This is a genomic window from Burkholderia sp. Z1, assembly GCF_014893795.1.
Classification (GTDB): Bacteria; Pseudomonadota; Gammaproteobacteria; order Burkholderiales; family Burkholderiaceae; genus Burkholderia; species Burkholderia theae.
This window is the reverse complement of record NZ_JACFYL010000002.1, coordinates 13,046-37,104: the sequence shown is the minus strand read 5'-3', so window position 1 is coordinate 37,104 and position 24,059 is coordinate 13,046. Positions and strand designations below refer to the sequence as shown.

General features: G+C 67.7%; 18 protein-coding genes. 12 read left to right on the top strand and 6 right to left on the bottom strand.

The window, feature by feature from the left end:
• Positions 1-8: 8 nt before the first annotated feature.
• From H3H55_RS17270 to H3H55_RS17235, 8 genes are all read left to right on the top strand, one after another.
• Positions 9-2,183 carry a malate synthase G gene (locus tag H3H55_RS17270; protein ID WP_193099526.1) on the top strand — a complete coding sequence of 725 codons (2,175 nt, stop codon included), beginning with the start codon at positions 9-11 and terminating at the stop codon, positions 2,181-2,183.
• A gap of 550 nt (positions 2,184-2,733) precedes the next feature.
• Positions 2,734-4,296, top strand: coding sequence for a sensor domain-containing diguanylate cyclase (locus tag H3H55_RS17265; protein WP_193099525.1), 1,563 nt, complete (start codon positions 2,734-2,736; stop codon positions 4,294-4,296).
• Between the two features lie 138 nt (positions 4,297-4,434).
• Positions 4,435-5,817: a cache domain-containing protein gene (locus tag H3H55_RS17260; protein WP_193099524.1), complete on the top strand. Its 1,383-nt coding sequence runs from the start codon at positions 4,435-4,437 to the stop codon at positions 5,815-5,817.
• A 32-nt stretch (positions 5,818-5,849) separates the two neighbouring features.
• Positions 5,850-6,494 carry a response regulator gene (locus H3H55_RS17255; protein WP_129516094.1) on the top strand — a complete coding sequence of 215 codons (645 nt, stop codon included), beginning with the start codon at positions 5,850-5,852 and terminating at the stop codon, positions 6,492-6,494.
• A gap of 443 nt (positions 6,495-6,937) precedes the next feature.
• The gene (locus H3H55_RS17250; RefSeq protein WP_048246205.1) at positions 6,938-7,480 is read left to right on the top strand and encodes a fimbrial protein; all 543 of its coding nucleotides are present in this window, start codon (positions 6,938-6,940) and stop codon (positions 7,478-7,480) included.
• An 88-nt stretch (positions 7,481-7,568) separates the two neighbouring features.
• Positions 7,569-8,342, top strand: a complete 774-nt coding sequence (locus H3H55_RS17245; RefSeq protein ID WP_193099523.1) for a fimbria/pilus periplasmic chaperone — start codon at positions 7,569-7,571, stop codon at positions 8,340-8,342.
• A 153-nt stretch (positions 8,343-8,495) separates the two neighbouring features.
• Positions 8,496-11,042 (top strand): fimbria/pilus outer membrane usher protein, encoded by a 2,547-nt coding sequence (locus H3H55_RS17240; protein ID WP_193102040.1) that lies wholly within the window; start codon positions 8,496-8,498, stop codon positions 11,040-11,042.
• Positions 11,030-12,214, top strand: coding sequence for a fimbrial protein (locus H3H55_RS17235; protein ID WP_193099522.1), 1,185 nt, complete (start codon positions 11,030-11,032; stop codon positions 12,212-12,214). The genes H3H55_RS17240 and H3H55_RS17235 overlap by 13 nt, the downstream gene beginning before the upstream one ends.
• Before the next feature lie 170 nt (positions 12,215-12,384).
• Here the strand turns inward: H3H55_RS17235 and H3H55_RS17230 are convergent, their stop codons facing one another.
• On the bottom strand, positions 12,385-12,981 hold the full coding sequence (locus tag H3H55_RS17230) for a phospholipid-binding protein MlaC (protein ID WP_193099521.1): 597 nt from the start codon (positions 12,979-12,981) through the stop codon (positions 12,385-12,387).
• Positions 12,982-13,308: 327 nt separating this feature from the next.
• On the opposite strand from H3H55_RS17230, the gene H3H55_RS17225 reads away from it, so the two are divergent.
• The 3 genes from H3H55_RS17225 (at position 13,309) to H3H55_RS17215 (ending at position 17,411) form a co-directional block, all read left to right on the top strand.
• A complete protein-coding gene (locus H3H55_RS17225; RefSeq protein ID WP_193099520.1) occupies positions 13,309-15,942 on the top strand; it encodes an MMPL family transporter in 2,634 nt (877 codons plus the stop codon).
• On the top strand, positions 15,935-16,924 hold the full coding sequence (locus H3H55_RS17220) for a VacJ family lipoprotein (RefSeq protein WP_193099519.1): 990 nt from the start codon (positions 15,935-15,937) through the stop codon (positions 16,922-16,924). The genes H3H55_RS17225 and H3H55_RS17220 overlap by 8 nt, the downstream gene beginning before the upstream one ends.
• 247 nt (positions 16,925-17,171) lie before the next feature.
• Positions 17,172-17,411 carry a hypothetical protein gene (locus tag H3H55_RS17215; RefSeq protein ID WP_193099518.1) on the top strand — a complete coding sequence of 80 codons (240 nt, stop codon included), beginning with the start codon at positions 17,172-17,174 and terminating at the stop codon, positions 17,409-17,411.
• A 158-nt stretch (positions 17,412-17,569) separates the two neighbouring features.
• Here the strand turns inward: H3H55_RS17215 and H3H55_RS17210 are convergent, their stop codons facing one another.
• The 5 genes from H3H55_RS17210 to H3H55_RS17190 all read right to left on the bottom strand — a co-directional run bounded on the left by H3H55_RS17210 (position 17,570) and on the right by H3H55_RS17190 (position 22,983).
• The gene (locus H3H55_RS17210; protein WP_264299681.1) at positions 17,570-18,226 is read right to left on the bottom strand and encodes a phosphorylase; all 657 of its coding nucleotides are present in this window, start codon (positions 18,224-18,226) and stop codon (positions 17,570-17,572) included.
• 54 nt (positions 18,227-18,280) lie between these two features.
• Positions 18,281-20,254: a squalene--hopene cyclase gene (gene shc, locus H3H55_RS17205; RefSeq protein ID WP_193099516.1), complete on the bottom strand. Its 1,974-nt coding sequence runs from the start codon at positions 20,252-20,254 to the stop codon at positions 18,281-18,283.
• A gap of 11 nt (positions 20,255-20,265) precedes the next feature.
• Positions 20,266-21,519: a hydroxysqualene dehydroxylase HpnE gene (gene hpnE, locus H3H55_RS17200; RefSeq protein WP_193099515.1), complete on the bottom strand. Its 1,254-nt coding sequence runs from the start codon at positions 21,517-21,519 to the stop codon at positions 20,266-20,268.
• Between the two features lie 13 nt (positions 21,520-21,532).
• Positions 21,533-22,381, bottom strand: coding sequence for a presqualene diphosphate synthase HpnD (hpnD, locus tag H3H55_RS17195; protein ID WP_048250681.1), 849 nt, complete (start codon positions 22,379-22,381; stop codon positions 21,533-21,535).
• Between the two features lie 269 nt (positions 22,382-22,650).
• Positions 22,651-22,983: a hypothetical protein gene (locus H3H55_RS17190; RefSeq protein ID WP_048250680.1), complete on the bottom strand. Its 333-nt coding sequence runs from the start codon at positions 22,981-22,983 to the stop codon at positions 22,651-22,653.
• A gap of 190 nt (positions 22,984-23,173) precedes the next feature.
• Between H3H55_RS17190 and H3H55_RS17185 the strand changes: the two genes are divergently transcribed.
• The gene (locus H3H55_RS17185; protein ID WP_193099514.1) at positions 23,174-24,058 is read left to right on the top strand and encodes an alpha/beta fold hydrolase; all 885 of its coding nucleotides are present in this window, start codon (positions 23,174-23,176) and stop codon (positions 24,056-24,058) included.
• Position 24,059: the final 1 nt, after the last annotated feature.

Sequence of the window (24,059 nt, the reverse complement as noted above, 5' to 3'; positions counted from 1 at the left end):
GATTAACGATGATCGACCAAGCAGGACTGCAAGTCGCGCCAGCGCTGAGCCAGTTCATTGAAAACGAAGCGCTGCCGGGCACCGGCATCGACAAGGCCGCGTTCTGGAGCGGTTTCTCGGCCCTGGTGCACGACCTGGCGCCGCGCAACCGCGAACTGCTCGCGGAACGCGACCGCCTGCAGCAGGAACTCGACACCTGGCACCGCGCGCACCCCGGCCCCGTGCGCGACCACGCCGCGTATCGCGCGTTCCTCGAACAGATCGGCTACCTCGTGCCGGTCCCGTCGAACGTCGCGGCAGCCACCGCGAACGTCGACAGCGAGATCGCCACGCAGGCCGGCCCGCAGCTCGTCGTGCCGCTGTCGAACGCGCGTTATGCGCTGAACGCAGCGAACGCCCGCTGGGGCAGCCTGTACGACGCGCTGTATGGCACCGACGCGCTGCCCGAAGACGGCGGCGCCGAACGCACCGCCACCTACAACCCGACGCGCGGCCAGCGCGTGATCGACTACGCGCGCAACGTGCTCGACAACGCGGCGCCGCTCGCGAGCGGCTCGCACAGCGACGCGCTGCGCTACCGCGTGCAGGACGGCCAGCTCGCCGTCGAAACCGCCAAGGGCAGCGTGCCGCTCGCGCAGCCGGCGCAGTTCGTCGGCTACCAGGGCGCGGCCGATGCACCGTCGGCGATCCTGCTGAAGCACAACGGGCTGCACCTCGAGATCCAGATCGACGCATCGACGCCGATCGGCCGCGCCGATCTCGCGAACGTGAAGGACGTCGTGCTCGAGGCCGCGGTCAGCACGATCATCGACTGTGAGGATTCGGTCGCGGCGGTCGACGCCGACGACAAGGTCCAGCTCTACCGCAACTGGCTCGGGCTGATGCAGGGCACGCTGGTCGAGGAAGTCGCGAAGGGCGGCAAAAGCTTCACGCGCCGCCTGAACGCCGACCGCGACTACACGACGCCCGACGGCGGCACGCTGTCGCTGCATGGCCGCTCGCTGCTGTTCGTGCGCAACGTCGGCCACCTGATGACCAACGGTGCGGTGCTCGATCGCGACGGCAACGAGATTCCGGAAGGGATCCTCGACGGCGTCGTCACGACGCTGTGCGCGCTGCACGACCTGAAGGCGAAGCGCAACTCGCGCACGGGCTCGATCTATATCGTGAAGCCGAAGATGCACGGCCCGGTCGAAGTCGCGTTCGCCGATACGCTGTTCGCGCGCATCGAGGATCTGTACGGCCTGCCGCGCAACACGCTGAAGATGGGCATCATGGACGAGGAGCGCCGCACCAGCGTGAACCTCGCCGCGTGCATCGCGGCCGCCGCCGCGCGTGTCGCGTTCATCAACACCGGCTTCCTCGACCGCACCGGCGACGAGATGCACACCGCGATGGAAGCGGGCCCGATGATCCGCAAGGGCGACATGAAGTCGTCGGCATGGATCACGTCGTACGAACGCAACAACGTGCTCGCGGGCCTGTCCGCCGGCCTGCGCGGCCGCGCGCAGATCGGCAAGGGCATGTGGGCGATGCCGGACCTGATGCACGCGATGCTCGAGCAGAAGATCGCGCATCCGCGCGCCGGCGCGAACACCGCCTGGGTGCCGTCGCCGACCGCCGCGACGCTGCACGCGCTGCACTACCATCTCGTCGACGTGCAGGCCGTCCAGCAGGCACTCGAAAAGACGCCGTACGCGAGCGAGCGCGACGCGCTGCTCGAAGGCCTGCTGACCGTGCCGGTCGTCGAGCGCGCCGACTGGAGCGAGGAGGAGATCCTGCGCGAGGTCGAGAACAACGCGCAGGGCATCCTCGGCTACGTCGTGCGCTGGGTCGAACAGGGCGTCGGCTGCTCGAAGGTGCCGGACATCCATGACGTCGGCCTGATGGAAGACCGCGCGACGCTGCGCATTTCGAGCCAGCACATCGCGAACTGGCTGCGCCACGGCGTGATCACCGAGGCGTTCGTGCTCGACGTGTTCAAGCGGATGGCGCGCGTCGTCGACCAGCAGAACGCGGGCGACCCGAACTATCGCCCGATGGCGCCCGGCTACGACCAGTCGACCGCGTTCAAGGCCGCGTGTGCGCTCGCGCTGCAGGGCACGTCGCAGCCGAGCGGTTATACCGAGCCGCTGCTGCACCGGTTCCGGCTCGCGTACAAGGCGCAACAGCACGGCGGTTAAGCATGCGCATGCGGGGCTCGCCCCGCATGCCGGCTATACGAACGGGCGGCCTTCATGGCCGCCCGTTTTCATATTCGCATTCGTGCGACCTTTGAAACGAATAATCGGCACATATCGCCCGCTTTCGCTTTTCGCGTACGTCCCCCGTTAAACCGCCGAAATCGGCGGCCGCGCGCCGCACGGCGTCGTCCGTCATGCCGCAAAGCCTTGCGCTGCAACGCTTTGCCCGATATCCGCAAGCCCGGGATTTCACTGTAATTTGATCCGGATCAACGGGTCGCAACATTTTCCGCGCATCCCGACGTGCGCGTTATACTCCGTTGAATCCGCACTGCCCGATTCGTCGGATCATCGAATCGCTGCAGATGTCGCCAATGAATGCATGATTTACCGGTATATCTAGCCGCGATTGCCGATAATCGGTGTCCATTTTCTCCGCCAACCGGCAGGGAGGCGTCGGAATGGCCGCGTAACGGATCGCCGCCGACACGTCATACGAACAATCGCATCGCCCCGCGTCGCGGCGGCGATGCCCATCGATCCACGGACCATGGCAGAAACCGACTACGCAATGCCCAGCGAATCCGGCCTGACGAGCCGTGTCGCCGCTCATCTGCGCAGATTCCTGCTGCCGCACCTGATCTTCTATTCCGGCCTGCTGATCGCGCTGCTCCTGCTGCTCCTGTGCGCAATCGTGCTGTACGAGGGCCGCATGGACGCACGCGACCGCGCACGCATCACGCAGCAGAACCTCGCGCTGATGGCGTCGTGGGACATCGAGCGCAACATCGAGATCTATTCGCTGTCGCTGCAGGCCGTCGTCGAAGGCGAGAACGACCCCGAGGTCGTCAGGCTGCCGATGCCGCTGCGCCGCCAGGTGCTGTTCGACCGCGCGACGACGGCCAAGTATCTCGGCGGCATCTACGTGCTCGACGCCAAGGGCGACATCGCGGTCGACGGCAAGAGCGACGTGCCGCGCAAGGCCAACTTCGGCAACGAGCCGTACTTCACCGTGCACCGCGACCACCCCGACGTCGGCCTGTACGTCAGCGACCCGTACCATTCGCGGCTGCGCGGCGGCTCGCCGAGCATCGCGCTCAGCCGGCGGATCTCGAAGCCCGACGGGTCGTTCGGCGGCGTCGCCGTGATGTCGATCCGGCTCGAATATTTCCAGAACCTGTTCTCGCGCCTGTCGCTCGGCGACCGCGGCTCGATCGCGCTGATCAACACGGACGGCCGGATGCTCGCGCGCGAGCCGTACGACCCGGCGATCGTCGGCCGCGACATCAGCCGCGCCAGCACGTTCCGGCAATTCATGACCGCCAGCGAAGGCAGCTTCGCCGATACCGCGTCGATCGACGGCGTGCGGCGCCTGTACGTATTCCGGCACCTCGACCACCTGCCGCTCATCATCATGGTCGCGCAATCGGAAGCGAACATCTATGCCGCGTGGTACGACCGTGCGATTCCGATCGGCTCCGCGATGGCCGCGCTCGCGATCGGCTTCGTCGGCCTGTCGCTGCTGCTCGACGTGCAGCTGCGCAAGCGCCACCGCGCGGAAACCGAGCTGCAGGCGCTCGCGCGCACCGACGGTCTCACGGGCCTCGACAACCGCCGGATGCTCGACGTCACGCTCGCGCGCGAATGGCGCCGCGCCGCGCGCTCGCAGCTCGCGCTGTCGCTGCTGTTCATCGACGTCGATTACTTCAAGCGCTACAACGACACGCAGGGCCACCAGGCCGGCGACGACGCGCTCGCCGCGGTCGGCCACTGCATCGCCGGCTGCCTGCGCCGCCCGGCCGACTATGCGGCGCGCTACGGCGGCGAGGAGTTCGTCGTGGTGCTGCCCGACGTCGACACGGACGGCGCGGTGACGATCGCCGAGACGATCCGCACGGGCATCCTCGACCTCGGTATCCGGCACGACGCCGGCGCGACCGGCCGCCTGACGGTGAGCATCGGCGTGACGACGAGTTATCCCGAACACGACGACAACATGCAGGCCGCGCTAAAGCTTGCCGACGATGCGCTGTATCGCGCGAAGGAAGCCGGGCGTAACCGCATCGTCGTGCAGACGGCCGTGTCCGACGATCTCGCGTCGCGGCGGGCCTGAGCGAAGGCGGGGCGGCCGCCGGGCCGCCGCCGTCCGCGTGCAAAATCGCCGACAATGTCGGCTCGACACGCCACCGCGCCGCCGCGCGGCTGATGCGCCCGGCCGGCCCGCTCCGGCTCGCGGCCGCTTCGCACCACCATGAGACTCAAGGCAAAGATCTTCCTTCTGGCCATCGTGCCGTTCCTGCTCGCGATCGCCGGCATCGGCTTCGGCGTGCGCCAGCAGGCGACGTCGCTCGCGCGCACGCAGCACGCGACGATCCAGGCCGCGTACCTGTCGAGCAAGGAAGTCGAGCTGAAGCATTACGTCGAGCTCGCGACGAGCGCGATCATGCCGCTCTACGACGCGAGCGGCCGCAATGCCCGGGACGACGCGCTGCTGCGCACGCAGGCGCTCGCGATGCTGCAGAAAATGGATTTCGGCCCCGACGGCTATTTCTTCGTGTACGACCTGCACGGCAATTCGCTGATGCATCCGCGCGAGCCGGAGCGCGTCGGCCACAACTTCTGGTCGATGCGCGACCCGCAGGGCGCGCTGACGATCCAGAAGCTGATCGGCGCGGCGTCGAGCGGCGGCGGCTACGTGCGCTACGCATGGCAGCGGCCGTCGACGGGCCGCGTCGCGCCGAAGCTCGGCTACGTCGTCGCACTGGAGCGCTGGGGCTGGATGGTCGGCACCGGCATCTATCTCGACGACGTCGACACCGCGCTGCAGCGCATCGACGCGCGCGCGTCCGCGAACATCGAGCGCACGATGAGCTGGCTCACCGCGATCGCGCTCACGGGGGCGGCCGCGATCGCCGTGTGTGCGCTGGTGCTGAACGTCAGCGAGTCGCGCAGCGCCGACGCGAAGCTCAAGCTGCTCGCGCAACGCGTCGTCGAATCGCAGGAGCAGGAGCGCGCGCGGCTGTCGCGCGAACTGCATGACGGGATCAGCCAGATGATGGTGTCCGCGAAGCTGATGCTCGAATCCGCGCTCGCGCGCTTCGAACGCGGCGCGGCGCGCATGCCCGAGGCCGAGCAGGCGCTCGTGACAGGCGTCGGGCGGCTCGGCGACACGCTGCGCGAAGTGCGGCGCATCTCGCATGCGCTGCGCCCCGCGATGCTCGACGATCTCGGCCTCGCGGCCGCGCTCGAACAGCTCGTGCGCGAACTCGGCGCCGAAAGCGGCATCGATATCGGCTATACGCAGGTCGCGCACAGCGGCACGCGGCCGCTGCCCGCCGCCGTCAACACCGCGCTGTTCCGGATCGCGCAGGAAGCGCTCAGCAACATCGTGCATCATGCGCAGGCGTCGCGCGCGGCCGTCACGCTCGACGTCGGCGCGCACGCCGTCACGCTGACCATCGCCGACAACGGCTGCGGCTTCGACGCCGAACGCTCGCAGGCCGACGCGCGCCAGGGCATCGGCCTGCGCAACATGCGCGAGCGCCTCGACGCGCTCGGCGGCATGCTGACGATCGCGTCGCAGGTCGGCCACACGATCGTGGCCGCGCGCGTGCCGCTGCACGGCGCCGCCTGACGACGCGCCCCATAACAGGAGACCTTTCACGCATGAGCGCCCCCGACACCGCCCGGCCTGCCGCCCGACTGCTGCTCGTCGACGATCACCCGCTCGTGCGCGACGGCTTGCGGATGCGGCTCGAAGCGGCCGACCTGTCCGTGGTCGGCGAAGCCGGCAACGCCGACGAGGCGCTCGCGCTCGCCGCGTCGCTCGAACCCGATCTCGCGCTGATGGACGTCGGCATGAACGGGATGAACGGCATCACGCTCGCGGGCGTGTTCCACGAGCGCTTTCCCGGCATCCGCGTGCTGATGCTGTCGATGCACGACAACGTCGAATACGTGACGCAGGCCGTGCGTGCCGGCGCGAGCGGCTACCTGCTGAAGGATTCGCCCGCGAGCGAGATCGTCCGCGCGATCGGCGCGGTGCTGGCCGGCCAGACGTTCTTCAGCGAAGGGCTCGCCGCGCGGATGATTCACGCGAGCGCGACCGCGTCGCCGCTCGATCGCCTGACGCCGCGCGAACGCGACATCCTCGATGCGCTCGCCGAGGGGCTGTCGAGCAAGCAGATCGCGCAGCAGACGGCGCTGTCGGTGCGCACGGTGGAGACGCACCGGCTCAACCTGAAGCGCAAGCTCGAGATCGAAGGGCAGGCCGAGCTGATCAAGTTCGCGGTCGAGCATCGGCGGCGGTAGGGCGGCGCGACAACCGCGCCCCTGTCACGATTCGCCGTCCCGTTTCATATTCGCCCAATCGTCCTCTCCCCGAGTCGATGGAATCCTTTCGCATGCCGCGGGCGGGCGACATCCCCACGAGCCGCGCGATCGAGTGCGTGACGTCATCAAGCGATACACGGTATTCAGGCGGCTGCCCGGCGACGAGCGAGGGCGCCCAAGAACCGATGCCGTTCAGTCCCACGCCGCACGGCATCGCCGATGTCATCGCGACGTGACAAAAGTTCATCTTTAGATTGGTTGGGGCCAGTAGGATTCGTTTCGTCCAAATGTAACCGGGACGGAAACAAAAATTTCGGCGGCATGACGCCTAACCGGGTTGCCGTTGGATGTCGCGGGCGCTATTGAGTGAATAGCGCCTCGGCGTCGTAAGTCAATTTAAATCGTTCAAGAAACTAAAAACCATGCAAACCAAACTCATTTCCGCTCTGTTGCTCGTGGGTGCCGCCACGGCTTCGCAAGTCGCATCTGCAGCCGACGGCACGATCACGTTCACCGGCAGCGTAACCGCGCAAACTTGCACGATCAACGGCAACGGCAGCAACTCGAACAACTTCAATGTTCCGCTGCTGAACGTGTCGACCAGCGCGCTGGCCGCCGCAGGCCAAACTGCCAGCGCCAAGGCGTTCAGTATCGCGCTGACGGCCTGCACGCCGGCGTCGGGCAACGTCCACGCCTACTTCGAACCGGGCCCGACGGTCGACACCGCCACCGGCAACCTGTTCCTGACCGCAGGCGGCGCGACCAACGTCGAGATTCGCCTGTTGAACGGCGACTATACGCCCATCAAGCTTGGTGCGGCAGACGCTTCGCAGAACTCACAGTCGGTTGCAATCACCGCTACCGGCACCGCCACGCTGAACTACCTCGCGGAATACTACGCCACCGGCGCCGCAACGGCCGGTGCGGCGACGTCGAGCGTCATGTACTCGCTCGTTTATCAGTAACTTATTGATTAGTTATCCACATTAAAACCGGGTGGGGCGGCAAGCATTCGCCCCCTGCCTCCGTTACGTTGCCTGAATCGATCCAGCCATGAAGCTACGAAAAGCACTCAGATTCTCGACCGCCGCCGCATGTATCGCATGGCTCGGTTACCTGGCGACACCCGCCGACGCGTCGGTGGTGATCGGCGGCACGCGCGTGATCTACGGCGCGGGCGAATCCGAGGTCACGCTCAAACTGTCGAACGCAGGCCAGGCGCCGGCGCTCGTGCAGTCATGGGTCGATGCAGGTGACGTGCGCAGCGCGCCGTCCACTATCAAGGTGCCGTTCACCGTCACGCCGCCGATTGCGCGGATCGATCCGTCCAAGTCGCAGACGCTGCGCATCGTCTATACCGGCGAGCCGCTGCCGGAGGATCGCGAGTCGGTGTTCTGGCTCAACGTGCTCGAAGTGCCGCCCAAGGCGAGCGCGGCGGACGCGGACATGAACCGGATCCAGCTCGCGTTCCGCTCGCGCATCAAGGTGTTCTATCGCCCGGACAAGCTCAAGGGTTCGTCGGCCGATGCGCCGGCGCAGCTCACGTGGCACCTCACACAGGTCGACGGCAAGCCGGCCATCGAGGTGCATAACCCGACGCCGTTCCATGTTTCGCTGACCATGATCAGCGTGCAGTCGGGCGGCCGCCGCGCGATCTTCGACGATGGCGGCATGGTCGGGCCGGGCGAGACGCGTGCGTTCCCGCTGAAGGGTGATGCGCCCGACGCGGCTGGCGCCACCGTGCATTTCACGGCGCTGAACGACTACGGCGGCGCAGTCAGCAGCGAGACGCCATTGCGGCTCCGCACCGCGGCACCGTCGCCGTGATGCGCGGCTGACCTCTTCGATTGCGCGCGGCGCGGCTAGCGCGCCACGTCCTTCTCATCGCAAGACCAAGCATGCTCGCCCCGGGCAGGGCGCAGGCTTGCTCACGCTCGGCTGTCTATCGTGATCCAACGTATATCTAGCTTGCCGCTGTCCATGCACTGGCGTCCGCGCCCGTGCTGCCTGCTCGCACTGGCGATGTTCGCATCGACTGGTGTGATGGCGGCGACCACGGATGCCACGCAAGTGGCGGAAGTCCAGTTCAACGATCTGTTCCTGCAGCGCCCGGGCGGCGCGCGGGTGGACGTGAGCCGCTTCGAGAAGGGCAATGTCGCGTTGCCGGGTTCGTATCGCGCCGATCTGTTCGTCAACACGAACTGGATCGGTCGCGCCGAGATCACGCTGCGCCAGGTGGGCGACAACCCGAACAACGTCCAGCCGTGCTTCAATCGCGACCTGCTGCAGCAAGTCGGCGTGGATCTCGCGAAGCTGTCGCCCGAGGCGACGCACATGCTGACGGACCCGAACCAGGCTTGCGCGACGATCGGCATGCTGGTGCCCGACGCGGTTGCCACCTTCGACAATGGCGAGCAGCGGCTCGACGTCAGCATCCCGCAGGCCTCGCTGAGCCGCGCGGCGCGCGGCTACGTGGACCCGCGCTACTGGGACGAGGGTGTGCCGGCCGCGCTGCTGTCGTACAACGGCAATATCTATCGTGCCGAGAACCGGGGCGCATCGTCGACCCAGGCGTTCCTGGGCCTCACCGCCGGCCTGAACGTCGGGCCCTGGCGCTTCCGCCACAACGGCAACACTACCTACGACTCGCGCGGCGGCCCGCACTACCAGAGCGTGCAGACCAGCCTGCAGCGCTCGATCGCGCGCCTGAAGGCGCAGTTCGTGATCGGCGACGCGTTCACCGACGGCACGATGTTCGACAGCGTGGGCTTTCGCGGCGTGCAGCTCGCCAGCGACGAGCGCATGTATCCGGAATCGCAACGCGGTTACGCGCCGACCATTCACGGCATCGCCAACAGCAATGCGCTGGTACAGGTGCGCCAGAACGGCAACGTCATCTACAGCGCCAACGTCGCGACCGGCCCGTTCGTGATCGACGATCTCTATACGACCGGTTATGGCGGCGACCTCGACGTCATCGTGACCGAGGCCGACGGCAGCATCCACACCTTCAAGGTGCCGTATGCGTCGGCCGTCAGTTCGCTGCGGCCGGGCGTCACGCACTTCAGCGTGACGGCCGGCCAGTACCGCAGTCCGCTGCTGTCGAGCAAGCCGGCGCTGTTCCAGGCGACCGTCCAGCATGGTTTCACCAACCTGATCACCGGCTACGGCGGCGTGACGGCCGCGCCCGGCTATGTGGCCGGCGTGGTCGGCGCCGCGCTCAATACGCAGCTGGGCGCGTTCGCGCTCGACATCACGCAGGCCAATACCGATTTGCCGGGCATCGGCACGCGCCACGGCCAGAGCGTGCGGATCTCGTACAGCAAGCTGATCAGCCCGACCCATACCAATATCGCGGTGGCTGCCTATCGTTATTCGAGCAGCGGCTACCTGGGCCTGCAGGACGCGATGCAGTTGCGCGGCCAGCAGACGGGCGGCGTGAGCGGTCTGCTGTCGGGCGGCGTGCGTCGCGGCCAGTTCCAGGTCACGCTGAACCAGAGCCTGCCGGAGGGTTGGGGCGCTTTCTACCTGTCGGGCTCGACCGTCAACTACTGGAATCGCGGCGGCAACGACACGCAGTATCAGGCCGGCTACAACAATAATTTCCGGCGCATCAACTACGGCGTGTCGGCCGCGCGCCAATTCGACGTGACGCAAAACCGCTGGGACAACCGTTTCATGCTGAACGTGTCGATCCCGCTGAACCTCGGCTCGCGCACGGTGTACTCGTCGACCAGCCTGCAGCACGATTCCCGTGGTTCGACCGTGGTCCAGCAGTCGATGACGGGCGCGCTCGGCGTCGACAACGCGCTCAGCTACGGCGTGAACGTCGGCCAGACCAGCGGCGGCGGCGCGCGAGCGGCGACCAACGTGGGCGGCAACGTGTCCTACATGTCGCCGTATGCGACCGTCACGGGCAATGCGTCGACGGGCACCGGCTTCAAGCAGTACGGCGGCGGCATCTCGGGCGGCATGGTGGCCTATGCGGGCGGCGTGGCCTTTACGCCGACCATGGGCGAGACCGTCGCGATCGTCGAGGCCAAGGACGCGCACGGGGCACGCGTGACGGCCGGCAGTGGGCTGCGCGTCGATCCGTTCGGTCATGCGCTGGTGTCGAGCCTGACGCCGTTTTCGACCAACGAGGTGGAGATCGATCCCAAGGGGGTGCCGATGAGTGTCGAGCTGAAATCGAGCGCGCAGCACATCGCGCCGACCGCAGGCGCGGTGGTGCGACTGAAGTTCGAGACCGAGGGCGGCGGGCGCGCGGTGATCATGCGCGCGCGCATGGCCGATGGCGAGCCGGTTCCGTTCGGCGCCGAGGTGAGCGATGCGGCGGGGCGGAACGTCGGCACCGTGGCGCAGGATGGCCGCATCGTACTGCGCGGCGTGAAGACCGACACCGGCACGCTGAATGTGAAGTGGGGCGATACGGTCGCCGAGGGCTGTTCGATGTCGTACACGCTGGCGACGGCAAGCAAGACGAGCAAACAACGCTGGACCGATGCGGAAGCGGTATGCACGAAATGAGCGAAGCGGGCGCGATGGAGCAGGGAGAGAAGATGAACAAGAACGAAAAGCCGGCCGCGATGCGCAGGCAAACCAAAGCGGGGCATGGCATGCGCCGTCTGGCATTCTGGCTACTGACGCTGGCGGCACTGATGCTCGGCTTGGGCACACGTCCCGCGTTCGCCGCGGGAACCATCAGTTGCTCGGGAACGGCGCAGACGGTGACGCTGTCGATGCCGTCCTCGGTGACGATCCCGCGCGATGCAGCGGTCGGCACCCTGCTGACCGGCTGGTTCAGTACCTCGAACGTTCCCAACTACTACACATGCACGGTATCGGGTGTGGTCGTCGCTGGCATGGTCTTTGAACCGCAGTCGCTGACCAAGGCCGGCATGACCGTGGCCGGGCCAAGTGGTGCAACCTATACAGTCTGGAATACCAATGTGCCTGGCGTCGGTGTCGCGATCGGTGTGACGACTTACGCGAACCAATGCGGAACCCAGCCCTGGATCGATCTTTCCAAGTCGACTGCTTCGCAGATCCCTCTCCCATGGGCAGGCTGGGTCTGCAACACGAGCGGTACGGTTACTTCGATCACCAACGGTGGCCAGATCCAGGCGGCGCTGGTCAAGACCGGCCCCATCACGGCAGGCACGGTGACGGGCGGCGTGCTGGTCGTGGGAGCGTCGGCAACGGGCACCGGTGGTAGTGCCCCCTATACGGTCGCCGCGTCGCCCCTCGTATCGTTCTCGCTAACCCCGACCATCGTCAACGTCGCGGCGTGCATCACGCCGAACGTGACGGTCAACATGGGCTCGACCATGCAGTCGGCATTCAAGGGCATCGGCTCGACCACCTCGCCGGCCATTCCGGTCACCGTGGCTGTCAATGCCTGCCCGTCGGGCCTGAACACGATTCAGTATCAGTTCATCCCGGTGAATGCCGTGCTCGACAGCACGAACGGCGTGCTGGCGCTGTCGAGCGATTCGACGGCCAGCGGCATCGGCCTGCAGTTGAAGGACAACAACGGCAACGCGCTGAAATACAACACGCAGTACACACTGACGAGCTACAGCAAATCGACAGGTGGCTCCTACACGATCCCGCTCACGGCCAGGTACTACCAGACGGCCGCCAGCGTGAAGGCCGGCAGCGCGAACGCGGTGCTGACCTTCACCATGACGTATCAGTAGGCCGCGCACAGCGAACCTCGATGTGTGCGGAGGCGGCCCGGACTTGCGCGGGCACGCCCGGACGCGCGGTCGCATCGGTCGTTCGACTGCTCACCGGGCCCCTGGGTAAAAAAGCAAGGGCGCCCTCGGGCGCCCTTCATGCAACTGAACTCCGGACCGCGCAGCGGCCGTCAGTTCGTCCGCGAATTGTGCTTCTGCAGATACGAGATCAGCCCGTCGATCCCGCCCGACGCGAGCTGGCTCTTGAACTGGCCCTGGTACACCTGGATCAGCCACGCGCCCGCCATGTCGATGTCGTAGATCTTCCAGTCGTTGCCGACCTTGCCGAGACGATAGCCGACCGACTGACTGTCGCCCGGCGTCGTCACCGTCGACTGCACGAGCGCGTCGGCGCCCGACGCGCCGCCGGCCTTGAACGAGAACTTCGCGTCCTGGCTGCCGAGCTGCGCGAGCGACGCGGCGTAGGTGCGCGTCATCAGCAGCTTGAACTGCTTGTACAGTTCCTGCTGCTGTTGCGGCGTCGCCTGCTTCCACGCGTCGCCGACCGCGATGCGGGTCGTGCGCTCGAAATTCGTCGCGGGCAGGAAGCGCTGCTCGACGACCTGCGTGACCTTCGCCATGTCGCCGCCGCGTGCCGACGGATCGGCCTTCATCGCGGTGACGGTGCCCTCGACCGCATTGCGGACGATGTCGACCGGCGCGCTCTGCGCGAAAGCGGAAACCGACACGGCGGCGGCCGCGAGGAAAGCAAACAGATGACGTTTCATACGAATATCGCGCTCAATGGGAAAAAACGGCCGGCTCCTTGCATCGGCCGGTGCAGCAAAGTATACCGGGCCTGACGCCCGGTTGCCGCACCGTGACCGACTGTTACCTTTCAGCTGCGTTTGTCACAGGCGCGGGCCGGGGCGCGGCGATGCAGCCCCACGCCGATTATGTAAATATCCCCTTACAAATCGGCCGGCCGCCCGCACCGATTCCGCCGTCGCGAACAAATCTCCTTCCCGCCCCGAAACCCGCAACGTCACGTCCGCCGCCACGCCGCGCCGGTATACTTGGCTACTTTGCCCTTGCCAGCCGCTCCCCACCGCCACATGGTGACATCTCTCATCGTCCGACTCGTTGCATGGTCGGTACGCCGCCCCGTCTGGGTCGTCGTCCTGTCGCTCGTCATCGCCGCCTTCAGCGGCGTCTACGTCGCGCAGCATTTCAAGATCAACACCGACATCAGCAAGCTCGTCGATGCGGAACCACAATGGGCCGCGCTCGGCCAGGCGATCGACAATGCGTTCCCGCAACGCAACGGCACGATCCTCGCGGTCGTCGAGGCGCCCGCGCCCGAATTCGCGAATGCCGCCGCGCATGCGCTGACCGAGGCGCTGCAGAAGCAGGCCGATGCCGGTCGCATCGGCCAGGTCGCCGAGCCCGGCGGCGGGCCGTTCTTCGAGCACAACGGGCTGCTGTTCCTGTCGCCGCAGGAAGTCTCCGATACGACGTCGCAGCTCGCGAGCGCGCGCCCGCTCGTCAACGAACTCGCGAAGAACCCGAGCCTGACCGGGCTCGCGACGACGCTGGCCACCACGCTCGGCCAACCGCTGCTGACCGGCCAGGTGAAGCTGCCCGCGATGGCGAAGCTGCTCGCGCGCAGCGCCGCGACGGTGGACGACGTGCTGGCCGGCAAGCCGGCCGCGTTCTCGTGGCGCGCGCTGGTCGACAGCGATGCCGCGCGGCAGCCCGCGCGCGCGTTCGTCACCGTGCAGCCCGTGGTCAACTACGGCGCGCTGAAGGCCGGTGCGGAAACCAGCCAGGTGATCCGCGACGCGGCCCGTTCGCTCGACCTCGAGAAGCGCTACGGCGCGGCCGTGCGCCTGACCGGCGAACAGCCGCTCGCCGACGACGAATTCGCGTCGGTCGAGGACGGCGCCGCGCTCAACGGCGCCCTCACGCTGCTGGCCGTGCTCGTGATCCTGTGGCTTGCGCTGCGCTCGAAGCGAATGATCGGCTCGGTGCTCGTCACGCTGTTCGTCGGCCTCGTCGTGACCGCCGCGCTCGGCCTCGCGATGGTCGGCTCGCTGAACATGATCTCGGTCGCGTTCATGGTGCTGTTCGTCGGCCTCGGCGTCGACTTCTCGATCCAGTACGGCGTGAAGTACCGCGAGGAACGCTTCCGCGATCCGCGCATCGATCACGCGCTGATCGGCGCAGCGCACTCGATGGGCATGCCGCTCGCGCTGGCCACCGCGGCTGTCGCCGCGAGCTTCTTCTCGTTCATCCCCACGGCCTATCGCGGCGTGTCCGAGCTTGGCCTGATCGCGGGCGTCGGGATGTTCGTCGCCCTGCTGACCACGCTCACGCTGCTGCCCGCGCTGCTGCGCCTGTTCGCGCCGCCGGGCGAATCGAAGACACCGGGCTTTCCGTGGCTCGCGCCGGTCGACGATTTCCTCGATCGCCATCGCAAGCCGATCCTGATCGGCACGCTCGTGGTCGTGATCGGCGCGCTGCCGCTGCTCGCGTTCCTGCGCTTCGACTTCAACCCGCTGCACCTGAAGGATCCGCACAGCGAATCGATGGCGACGCTGCTCGCGCTGAAGGATTCGCCCGAAGCGGCCGTCAACGACGTCACGCTGCTCGCGCCATCGCTCGCGGACGCCGACGCGGCCGCGAAGCGTCTCGACGCGCTGCCCGAAGTCGGCCGCACGACCACCCTGTCGACCTTCATCCCCACCGACCAGCCGGCCAAGCGCGCGGCGATCGCGGCGGCCGCGAGCGACCTGCTGCCCGCGCTGACGCAGCCGGCCGCGCCGCCCGCGACCGACGCGCAGCGCGTCGCCGCGCTCAAGCGCGTGTCGGACCTGCTGGGCTACGCGGCCGAGGATCACCCGGGCCCGGGCGCGGCAGCCGCGCAGCATTTGTCCGCATCGCTCGCGAAGCTCGCCGCCGCCGACAGCGCGACGCGCGACCGCGCCGAGCGCGCGTTCTCCGACACGCTGCATATCGCGCTCAACCAGCTCGCGATGCTGCTGCAGCCGCAGGACGTCACGCGCGAATCGCTGCCGCCGCAGATCGTCCGCGACTGGATCGCGCCGGACGGCCACGCGCTCGTGCAGATCTCGCCGAAGGTGCCGAAGGGCGTCGACCCGAACGACGACACGATGCTGCGCCGCTTCGCGAAAACCGTGAAGGCCGCGGAACCGGGCACGACCGGCGGGCCGATCTCGATCCTGCATTCGGCCGACACGATCATCAACGCGTTCCTGCACGCGGCGCTGTGGTCGATCATTTCGATCACGATCCTGCTGTGGGTCACGCTGCGCCGCTTCGGCGACGTGCTGCGCACGCTGGTGCCGCTGCTCGTGTCGGGCGTCGTGACGCTCGAGATGTGCGTCGTGCTCGGCATGCCGCTCAACTTCGCGAACATCATCGCGCTGCCGCTGATGCTCGGCGTCGGCGTCGCGTTCAAGGTGTATTTCGTGATGGCGTGGCGCGCGGGACAGACGGGGTTGCTGCATTCGAGCCTCACGCATGCGGTGCTGTTCAGCGCCGCGACGACGGCAACCGCATTCGGCAGCCTGTGGCTGTCGCACCACCCGGGCACGTCGAGCATGGGCAAGCTGCTCGCGCTGGCACTGACCTGCACGCTGATCGGCGCCGTGGTGTTCCAGCCCGTCCTGATGGGCAAACCGCGCGTCAAACGCGCCAAGAACCAATCGCAAGGAATCAATGAATAAGGTGCGAATCATTGCGGCGACCGTTGCCGCCAGCGCGATGCTGACCGGCTGCGCGACGGGACCGAACCGCAATCCCAACGACCCGCTCGAGCCGATGAACCGGACGATGTACAAGATCAACGACGCGGTCGATTCGAACATCGCCGTGCCGATCGCGAAGGGTTACCAGAAGATCACGCCGACGCCCGTGCGCACCGCGATCAGCAACTTCTTCTCGAACCTCGGCGATCTCGGCAACATGGCGAACAACCTGCTGCAGTTGCGCATCACCGATGCGACGCAGGATCTGATGCGCGTGGCGATGAACTCGCTGTTCGGCGTCGCCGGCCTGATCGACATCGCGACGCCGGCCGGCCTGCCGAAGCATCACCAGGATTTCGGCCTGACGCTCGCGCGCTGGGGCGTGCCGTCCGGCCCGTACCTCGTGCTGCCCGTGTTCGGGCCGAGCACGATCCGCGACGGCGTCGGCCGCGCGGTGGACGTGCGCTTCAACCTGCTCAACTACATCGAGCCGGCCGCGCGCAACCCGATGTACATCGCGCAGTTCATCAGCGCGCGTTCGGACCTGCTCGGCGCAACCGACCTGCTGAAGCAGGCCGCGCTCGATCCGTATTCGTTCGTGCGCGACGCGTACCTGCAGCAGCGCAAGTCGCTGACGTACCACAGCCAGTCGTCGTCGGCCACGCTGCCGAACTACAGCGAGCCGGGCGAATCGGGCGCGGCACCGGCCGCGACGCCGGCCGTGCCGGGGCTGCCGAACTACGAGGATCCCGGCGAGTCGGGCGGCGCATCGGGCACCATGCCGAACAACGCGCCGGCCGCGCCGGGGTTGCCGCAGTACGACGATCCGGGTGCGGACAATGCGATGCCCGCGAGCGCGCCTGCCGCTGCTCCGGCATCGGCAGCAGTACCGGCATCGTCTGGTTCGGCGACAGCGCCGGCCGCTCCCGCGATGCCTGCGAGCACGCCGGCCGCGCAGTAACGCCGCAACGGCGACCGCCGTAAAAACAAAGAGCGCTGCATCACGTCATGCAGCGCTCTTTTTTTGTCCGCGCGATCCGGATGCGATGCACGCTGAAGACTTGCGCAGCCCGATTTAACATGTAGCACTGCGCCGAAGCGAAACGCCGGTCGATGGCCCGAGCCCGGCACCGTTCACCCGGCGCCTCGCGGGCCTGCGTCGCGTTTGCGCAATGGGATGCCCATCACTTCAAGCCTTTCTATCGAACATGAACGACACGCACCAATACTGGTTCCTGGCCAAGGAGCATGGCTGGGGTTGGGGATTTCCGGTTCTGTGGCAAGGCTGGGTGGTACTGCTCGTCTACATCGCGTCGCTTGTCGTTGTCGGCAACGTATTTCGCCCTGACCGTCGCCCCTGGGCGTTCTTTTCCGCTGTCATGTTGCTCAGTGCGTTACTCGTTCTGGTGACGTGGATAACGGGCGAACCGCCGCACTGGCGATCGTAGCGGGCATCGCGAACGCCAGCCGCGCCGCGCGCCGTCATTGCAGCGAGCGCGAGCGTCGAAGCAAACCCGAAGCGGCCGGATGCGTGGTCGCGTCGCACACGCGATGGATGCGTGCGCAACGAACCGGGAAGAGTAGGGGGAAACGCGGCGCGTGCCGTTCAGACGATCCGCATCGCGCCCGCACACTCGAACGCGTGCCGCGCCTGGATCAGGGTCGTACGCGCCGCACGCGCGTCGCTCGCGACCTGCAGCAGCGGGCCGAGCTGCGACGGCTGCTTCAGCAACTCGCGCAGGATCGGCAGGATCGCCGTGCTGCCGTCGTCGCGCAAGCCGGCCGTCGCCGCGCTCGGCAGCGTGCGCCACGCCGGATCGACGATCGCGCGGCACACCGCGAACGGCACGCCGCGCGCGGCCGCGAAGGCCGCCGCGATATGCGACTCCATATCGACGGCGAGCGCGCCCTTCGCGTGGTGCAGCGACGCTTTTTCCTGTTCGCTGATCACCGGCGCGCCGACCGCCGCGATCGTGCCGCGCGTGACGCGCGCCCAGACCGGTGTGTCCTGCAGCGCGGCGACGAGCCGGGCGCTCCAGCCCGTATCGGTCTCGACGCGGCCGAACGGCCCGTCGATCGCGTTCGCGATCACGAGCGCGCCGGGCGCCAGATCGGGCGCGAGCCCGCCCGCCGTACCGAAGCTCACGATGCCCGCGCAACCGCGTGCGGTCGCGTCGGCCAGCGCGCGCTCGAGCCGGTCGGCCCGCGCGGCAAACACGGCCTCGACGCCGTCACCGCGCGCGATGCGCGCCTCGAATGCCATCCCTGTCACCGCGATGACGGGCAATGCGCCGTTGTGTTGAGACGCGCCCACGCGTTACATCCCGACCGTGACGCGCGTGGCGTTGTCGCGCTTCAGGTTGCGGTAGCGCGCGAGCGCCCACAGCGGGAAGAACTTGCGATAGCCGTGGTAGCGCAGGTAGAACACGCGCGGGAAGCCCGTCGCGGTGAAGCGCGTCTCGTCCCACAGGCCTTCTTCGTTCTGCTGGGCGACCAGGTAGTCGACACCGCGCGCAACGGCCGGGTTGTTCACCTCGCCGGCCGCCATCAGGCCGAGCAGCGCCCAGGCCGTCTGCGACGCCGTGCTCGGTGCCTGCTCGAAACCGCGGTAGTTCAGCTTGTAGCTGTCGCCATCCTCGCCCCAGCCGCCGTCCTTGTTCTGGATCGACAGCAGCCACTGCGCGCCGCGCTTGATGCGCGGGTCTTCCGGCCCGAGGCCGGCCGCGTTCAGCGAGCACAGCGCGGTCCACGTGCCGTACACGTAGTTCATCCCCCAGCGGCCGTACCAGCTGCCGTCCGGTTCCTGCTCCTTCAGCATGTAGTCGAGCGCGCGGCGTGCCGGCTCGCTGTTCGCGGCCGTCTCGCCGAGCTGCGACAGCATCGACAGGCAGCGTCCCGACACGTCGGACGTCGGTGGATCGAGCAGCGCGCCGTGATCGGAGAACGGGATGTTGTTCAGGTAGTACTGCGTGTTTTCCGGTTCGAACGCGCCCCAGCCGCCGTCGCTGCTCTGCATGCCGACGACCCATTCGCGCGCGCGCGCCATCGATTCGCGATAGGTGTCCGACTGCCGGAGCTTCTGCGCACGGTCCATCGCCATCACGACCACGGCCGTATCGTCGACGTCAGGGTAGTGCGCGTTCGCGTACTGGAACGCCCAGCCGCCGGGCCGCACGTTCGGGCGGCGCGAGATCCAGTCGCCGCGCACGTCGAGGATCTGCAGCGGACGCAACCAGTCGAGGCCGCGCAGCACGGCTTCTTCCGCGCGCGCATCGCCCGTTTCCAGCAGCGCGTGCGCCGCCAGCGACGTGTCCCACACCGGCGACAGGCACGGCTGGCAATATGCTTCGTCATCCTGCACGACGAGCAGCTTCTCGACCGACTTGCGCGCGATCGCGCGGTTCGGATGATCTTCCGCGTAGCCGAGCACGTCGTACATCATCACCGAGTTGGCCATCGCCGGATAGATCGCGCCGAGGCCGTCCTCGCCGTTCAGGCGCTCGTCGACGAACGACACGGCCTGACGGATCGCGCGTTCGCGCGTGTAGCTCGGGAACAGGCCGTCGACCGCGCGCAGCGCATGGTCGACCACGCGGAAGAACGCGAACCAGCCGGGGCTCTGGTGACCCTGGCGCGGCAGCAGCCCGGCGTTGACGGGCGGATCGATGAACAGTTCGTCGATGCGCACGCCGCGCGGGTTCTTCGCGAGCGGGCGCTTCGCGTTCAGCACGAGCAGCGGCACGATCACGGTGCGCGCCCAGTACGACACCTTCGACAGGTGGAACGGGAACCACTGCGGCAGCATCATGATCTCGACCGGCATCATCGGCACCGCGCGCCACGGAATCGCACCGAACAGCGCGAGCTGGATGCGCGTGAACACGTTCGACATCTCGGCGCCGCCCATCGCATGGATCGCCTTGCGCGCGCGCTGCATGTGCTCCGCGTTCTCGTCGTCGCCGATCACCTTCAGCGCGAAATACGCCTTCACGCTCGCGCTGATGTTCGGCGCGCCGTCGGTGAACAGCGGCCAGCCGCCGTCCGCCTGCTGGATGCGACGCAGATACCGGCCGATCTTCTGTTCGAGCTCGAGGTTCGGCGTCTCGCCGAGATAGTGGACGAGCAGCACGTATTCGGCGGGAATCGTCGAATCGGCTTCGAGTTCGTAGACCCAGTGTCCGTCCGCTTGCTGCGCGGCCAGCAGTGCGTCGGTCGCACGCGCAACGGCGGCGTCGACGTCGGCCGGCGCGGTGCCGGCGGACAGGGTAGCCATTTCGGTGAGATCGTTCATCGGTCCCTCTCTTATTGTGTCTGGAGCACGTCCGCGGCCAGCTGGCCGGAACGGATCGCGCCCTCGATCGTGGCGGGCAAACCGGTGGCAATCCAGTCACCCGCCAGCACAAGATTGGTCCAGCGCGTACGCACGGCCGGACGTTTCATTTCCTGCGACGGCACCGCCGCAAAGCCCGCGCGCGGCTCGACGACGAGCTGCCACGCGGGGATGGTTTCCGGGTTCGCGCCCGTCACGCGCGCGACGTCTTCCCAGATGCGCCGCGCGAGCGTGTCGCGCGGCGTGTCGAGCCAGCGGCCCGCGTCGCGGATCGTTGCCGCAAGCTGGCCGCCGCCGACGCGTACCGCATCGACGACGCCGTTGACGACCGTCGTCTGCAGTGGGCTGCCGGCCGGCGATTCGACCGCGAAATACGCGGTCACGACCGCGCTGAACGTGTCGGGCGCGGTGAGTTCGGGGACGAGCGGCTGCGCGACTTCGGGCGGCACGGCCAGCACGACCGCGTCGCCCGGCGCGAGATCGATGCGCTCGCCGCCGATCGCGACCGCATCGACCGCATTGCCGTGCGCGCCGAATTCAAGCGCGTCGAGCCGCGAGTTCAGCCGGATCTGCGCGCCGCCGTGCTGCAGCATCCGCAGCGCCGGTTCGACGAATGCGCTGCCGAGCCCGTGGCGCGCGACGAGCGGACGGCAACCCGGGCCGCCCGCGGCAAACGTGCCGCACAGCGCCGCGCGCGCGAGTTCGGCGCTTGCGTGACGCGGCTCGACATTCAGCACACCGAGAAAATACGGCCGCAGCCAACGATCCCACAGCACGCCGTCGCATCGCATCGTCTGTGCGAGTGAGCGGCCCGTGCGCGCCAACGCAAGCGGGGCGAGCGCGAGGTAGTCGAGCGGCGTCGTGCCCGGCGCGCGCGACGCGGCGTCGAACAGCCACGACGGCCAGCGCCCGTTGCCGAAGCGCAGCGTCCAGCGCTGCTGCGACGCGACGTCGACGGCCGGAAATTCGGGCAGCGCGGGCCCCACGAGCTGATCCGCCGCGCCGATCGCGCGCAGGTAGCGCTGCGTCGCGGGCTGTCCCGCGAATACCACGTGCAGCCCGCTGTCGAGCGTCGTGTTCAGCGTCCCGTCGAACCACGAGCGGCAGCGGCCGCCCGCATGCGCGTGCGCGTCGTGCAGCACGATGCGCCGCCCGCGACGTTGCAGCTCGACCGCGGCCGACAGGCCCGCGAGTCCTGCGCCGATCACGTGGACGGTTCTGGGCATCGACTCGGTCGGCTCAGAACAGCGCGTAGCGCGCGGCGATCATCAGCATGCGCGCTTTCGGCTTGCGCAGTGGCGCGCGCGGGGCGGCAAAACCGCGTGCGATCGCGGCTTCGAGAATGCAGCGATACGCGCCCGACATGATGCGCGGCGCCTTCACCTGCGCACGCGTGCAGGTATCCATCACCGCGTCGGCCTGGCGGAAGTGCTCGAATGCGCGCTCGACGAGCGTTGCGCATACGCGCGGCAGCGCCGGATCGCGCACGATCGTCGCCGGATCGGTGATCGCGATGCCTTCGCGCGCGAGCAGCTCGCGCGGCAGGTAACAACGGTTGATCGCCGCGTCGTCGTCGATGTCGCGCAGGATGTTGGTCAGTTGCAGCGCGCGGCCGAGGTGGTGCGACAGCTTGATCCCTTCGGCTTCCGGTATCCCGAAGATCCTCACCGACAACCGGCCGGCCGCGCTCGCCACGCGATCGCAGAACAGGTCGAGCGTCGGCTCGTCGGGCGCGCAGATATCCTCGACCGCGTCCATCGCCATCCCGTCGATCATCGCGTGGAAATCGTCGCGCTGCAGGTTGAACGCGCGGATCTCGCGGTCGAGCGCGGCCAGATGGCGCGGCGGCCGGCCCGCGAAACACGCGTCGATGTCCGCGCGCCAGCGATCGAGGCCCGCGGTGCGCTCGGCGCGCGGCAGGTCGCTGTCGGCGATGTCGTCGACCGCGCGGCAGAACGCGTAGACCTGGAACATCGCATCGCGCTGCACCGCCGGCAGGATGCGCATCGCAAGATAGAAAGAACTGCCCGATGTGACGGCAGCGGCGTCGGTTTCTTGTTCGTCCACGACGGAATTGGAAACGGCCAAGACAAGCTCCACGGAGACACCCACGCGGGGCGATTGAAGAAGCCATGCCCGGCTGGGATGGTCAGGGTGTCAAATGCGTGCGAGATATGCGAACGTTCGACGCAGACAGGCACAAAATACCGGCCGGAAGCCGGAATTGGGCGAAAGTATAGCAATCTTTGAAGTTCGATGGCGGACACGCGCCACGCCCGGCGGGACGCCGGGAGCCGCCGGCAGGCCGGCGCGGCCGGCTTCGGCGGAAATAGACGTCGCGCGGCGCCGGTGGCCGGTCAGCCGTAAACGATGTCGCGCTGCAGATCGAGCGCGATGAGCCCCATTTCGCGCGTCAGCTGCAGCATCGAACGGCGTTCGAGGCGCGAGCCCATGAAACTCGTCACGCCGCCGTCGGGCTCCGCGGTGAACTGGAATACCGCGCCGCCCGTGCCGAACCACGCGCCCGGTACGTCGGGCGATTCCTGCCAGTCGATCTGCTCGAATATGCGCGCGATCCCCGCGCGCACCAGGTCGCCGGGGCCGATCGGCGGCGCGATCTCGCCCAGGTCGTCGAGCGAATAGGGGCCGGGTTTGTTCGGCTTCCGATAGAAGAGATAGTCGACGTTCATGGGGAGCAATCGGGGCAAAGCATCAAATTAGCGCGCTTCGGCACAAATTCATATCGGATCCGGACGAAATGTGGCCTGCACGAGACAAGAGGGACGGATCGTGGCCGGCCGCGCGATCGCACCGTGCGTTCACGTCAGGATACGTGCGGGTTCGTCTAAGATGGGACCTTTCTCAAAGCACACGGACACCATGGAGACGAACGTAAGCGCCACCCCGCAGTCCGACCATCCCGTTTTCGTGCTCGTGCACGGCGCCTGGCACGGCGCGTGGTGCTACGCGCACGTCGCGGCAGCACTCGCCGCGCGCGGCTACCTGTCGATCGCGCGCGACCTGCCCGCGCACGGCATCAATGCCCGCTTTCCCGCGTCCTACCTCGAACGCCCGCTCGACAAGGACGCGTTCGGCGCCGAGCCGTCGCCGGTCGCGAACACGACGCTCGACGATTACGCGACGCAGGTGATGCAGGCCGTCGACGACGCGTATGCGCTCGGCCACGGCAAGGTCGTGCTCGTCGGGCACAGCATGGGTGGCCTCGCGATCACGGCGGCCGCCGAACGCGCGCCGGACAAGATCGCGAAGATCGTCTATCTCGCGGCATTCATGCCCGCATCGGGCGTGCCGGGCCTCGACTACGTGCGTGCGCCGGAAAACAAGGGCGAGCTGCTCGGCCCGCTGATGCTCGCAAGCCCGCGCGTCGCCGGCGCGCTGCGCATCGATCCGCGCAGCGGCGACGCCGCGTATCGCGACCTGGCGAAGCGCGCGCTGTATGACGACGTGTCGCAAGCCGACTTCGAGGCCGTCGCGAACCTGATGACCTGCGATGTGCCGGCCGCGCCGTTCGCGACCGCGATTCCGACGACCACCTCACGGTGGGGCGCGATCGATCGCCACTACATCAAGTGTCTGCAGGACCGCGTGATCCTGCCTGCGCTGCAGCAGCGCTTCATCGACGAAGCCGACGCATTCGCGCCCGGCAATCCGACCCACGTCCACCAGCTCGACAGCAGCCATTCGCCGTTCGTGTCGCAGCCGGCCGTGCTGGCCGGCGTGCTCGCCGATATCGCAAAAAGCTGAA

Coding starts and splice junctions, on each gene's coding strand:
- H3H55_RS17270 (WP_193099526.1), top strand. CDS start 9: ATGATCGACCAAGCAGGACTGCAAGTCGCGCCAGCGCTGAGCCAGTTC.
- H3H55_RS17265 (WP_193099525.1), top strand. CDS start 2,734: ATGGCAGAAACCGACTACGCAATGCCCAGCGAATCCGGCCTGACGAGC.
- H3H55_RS17260 (WP_193099524.1), top strand. CDS start 4,435: ATGAGACTCAAGGCAAAGATCTTCCTTCTGGCCATCGTGCCGTTCCTG.
- H3H55_RS17255 (WP_129516094.1), top strand. CDS start 5,850: ATGAGCGCCCCCGACACCGCCCGGCCTGCCGCCCGACTGCTGCTCGTC.
- H3H55_RS17250 (WP_048246205.1), top strand. CDS start 6,938: ATGCAAACCAAACTCATTTCCGCTCTGTTGCTCGTGGGTGCCGCCACG.
- H3H55_RS17245 (WP_193099523.1), top strand. CDS start 7,569: ATGAAGCTACGAAAAGCACTCAGATTCTCGACCGCCGCCGCATGTATC.
- H3H55_RS17240 (WP_193102040.1), top strand. CDS start 8,496: ATGCACTGGCGTCCGCGCCCGTGCTGCCTGCTCGCACTGGCGATGTTC.
- H3H55_RS17235 (WP_193099522.1), top strand. CDS start 11,030: ATGCACGAAATGAGCGAAGCGGGCGCGATGGAGCAGGGAGAGAAGATG.
- H3H55_RS17230 (WP_193099521.1), bottom strand. CDS start 12,981: ATGAAACGTCATCTGTTTGCTTTCCTCGCGGCCGCCGCCGTGTCGGTT.
- H3H55_RS17225 (WP_193099520.1), top strand. CDS start 13,309: ATGGTGACATCTCTCATCGTCCGACTCGTTGCATGGTCGGTACGCCGC.
- H3H55_RS17220 (WP_193099519.1), top strand. CDS start 15,935: ATGAATAAGGTGCGAATCATTGCGGCGACCGTTGCCGCCAGCGCGATG.
- H3H55_RS17215 (WP_193099518.1), top strand. CDS start 17,172: ATGAACGACACGCACCAATACTGGTTCCTGGCCAAGGAGCATGGCTGG.
- H3H55_RS17210 (WP_264299681.1), bottom strand. CDS start 18,226: ATGGCATTCGAGGCGCGCATCGCGCGCGGTGACGGCGTCGAGGCCGTG.
- shc (WP_193099516.1), bottom strand. CDS start 20,254: ATGAACGATCTCACCGAAATGGCTACCCTGTCCGCCGGCACCGCGCCG.
- hpnE (WP_193099515.1), bottom strand. CDS start 21,519: ATGCCCAGAACCGTCCACGTGATCGGCGCAGGACTCGCGGGCCTGTCG.
- H3H55_RS17190 (WP_048250680.1), bottom strand. CDS start 22,983: ATGAACGTCGACTATCTCTTCTATCGGAAGCCGAACAAACCCGGCCCC.
- H3H55_RS17185 (WP_193099514.1), top strand. CDS start 23,174: ATGGAGACGAACGTAAGCGCCACCCCGCAGTCCGACCATCCCGTTTTC.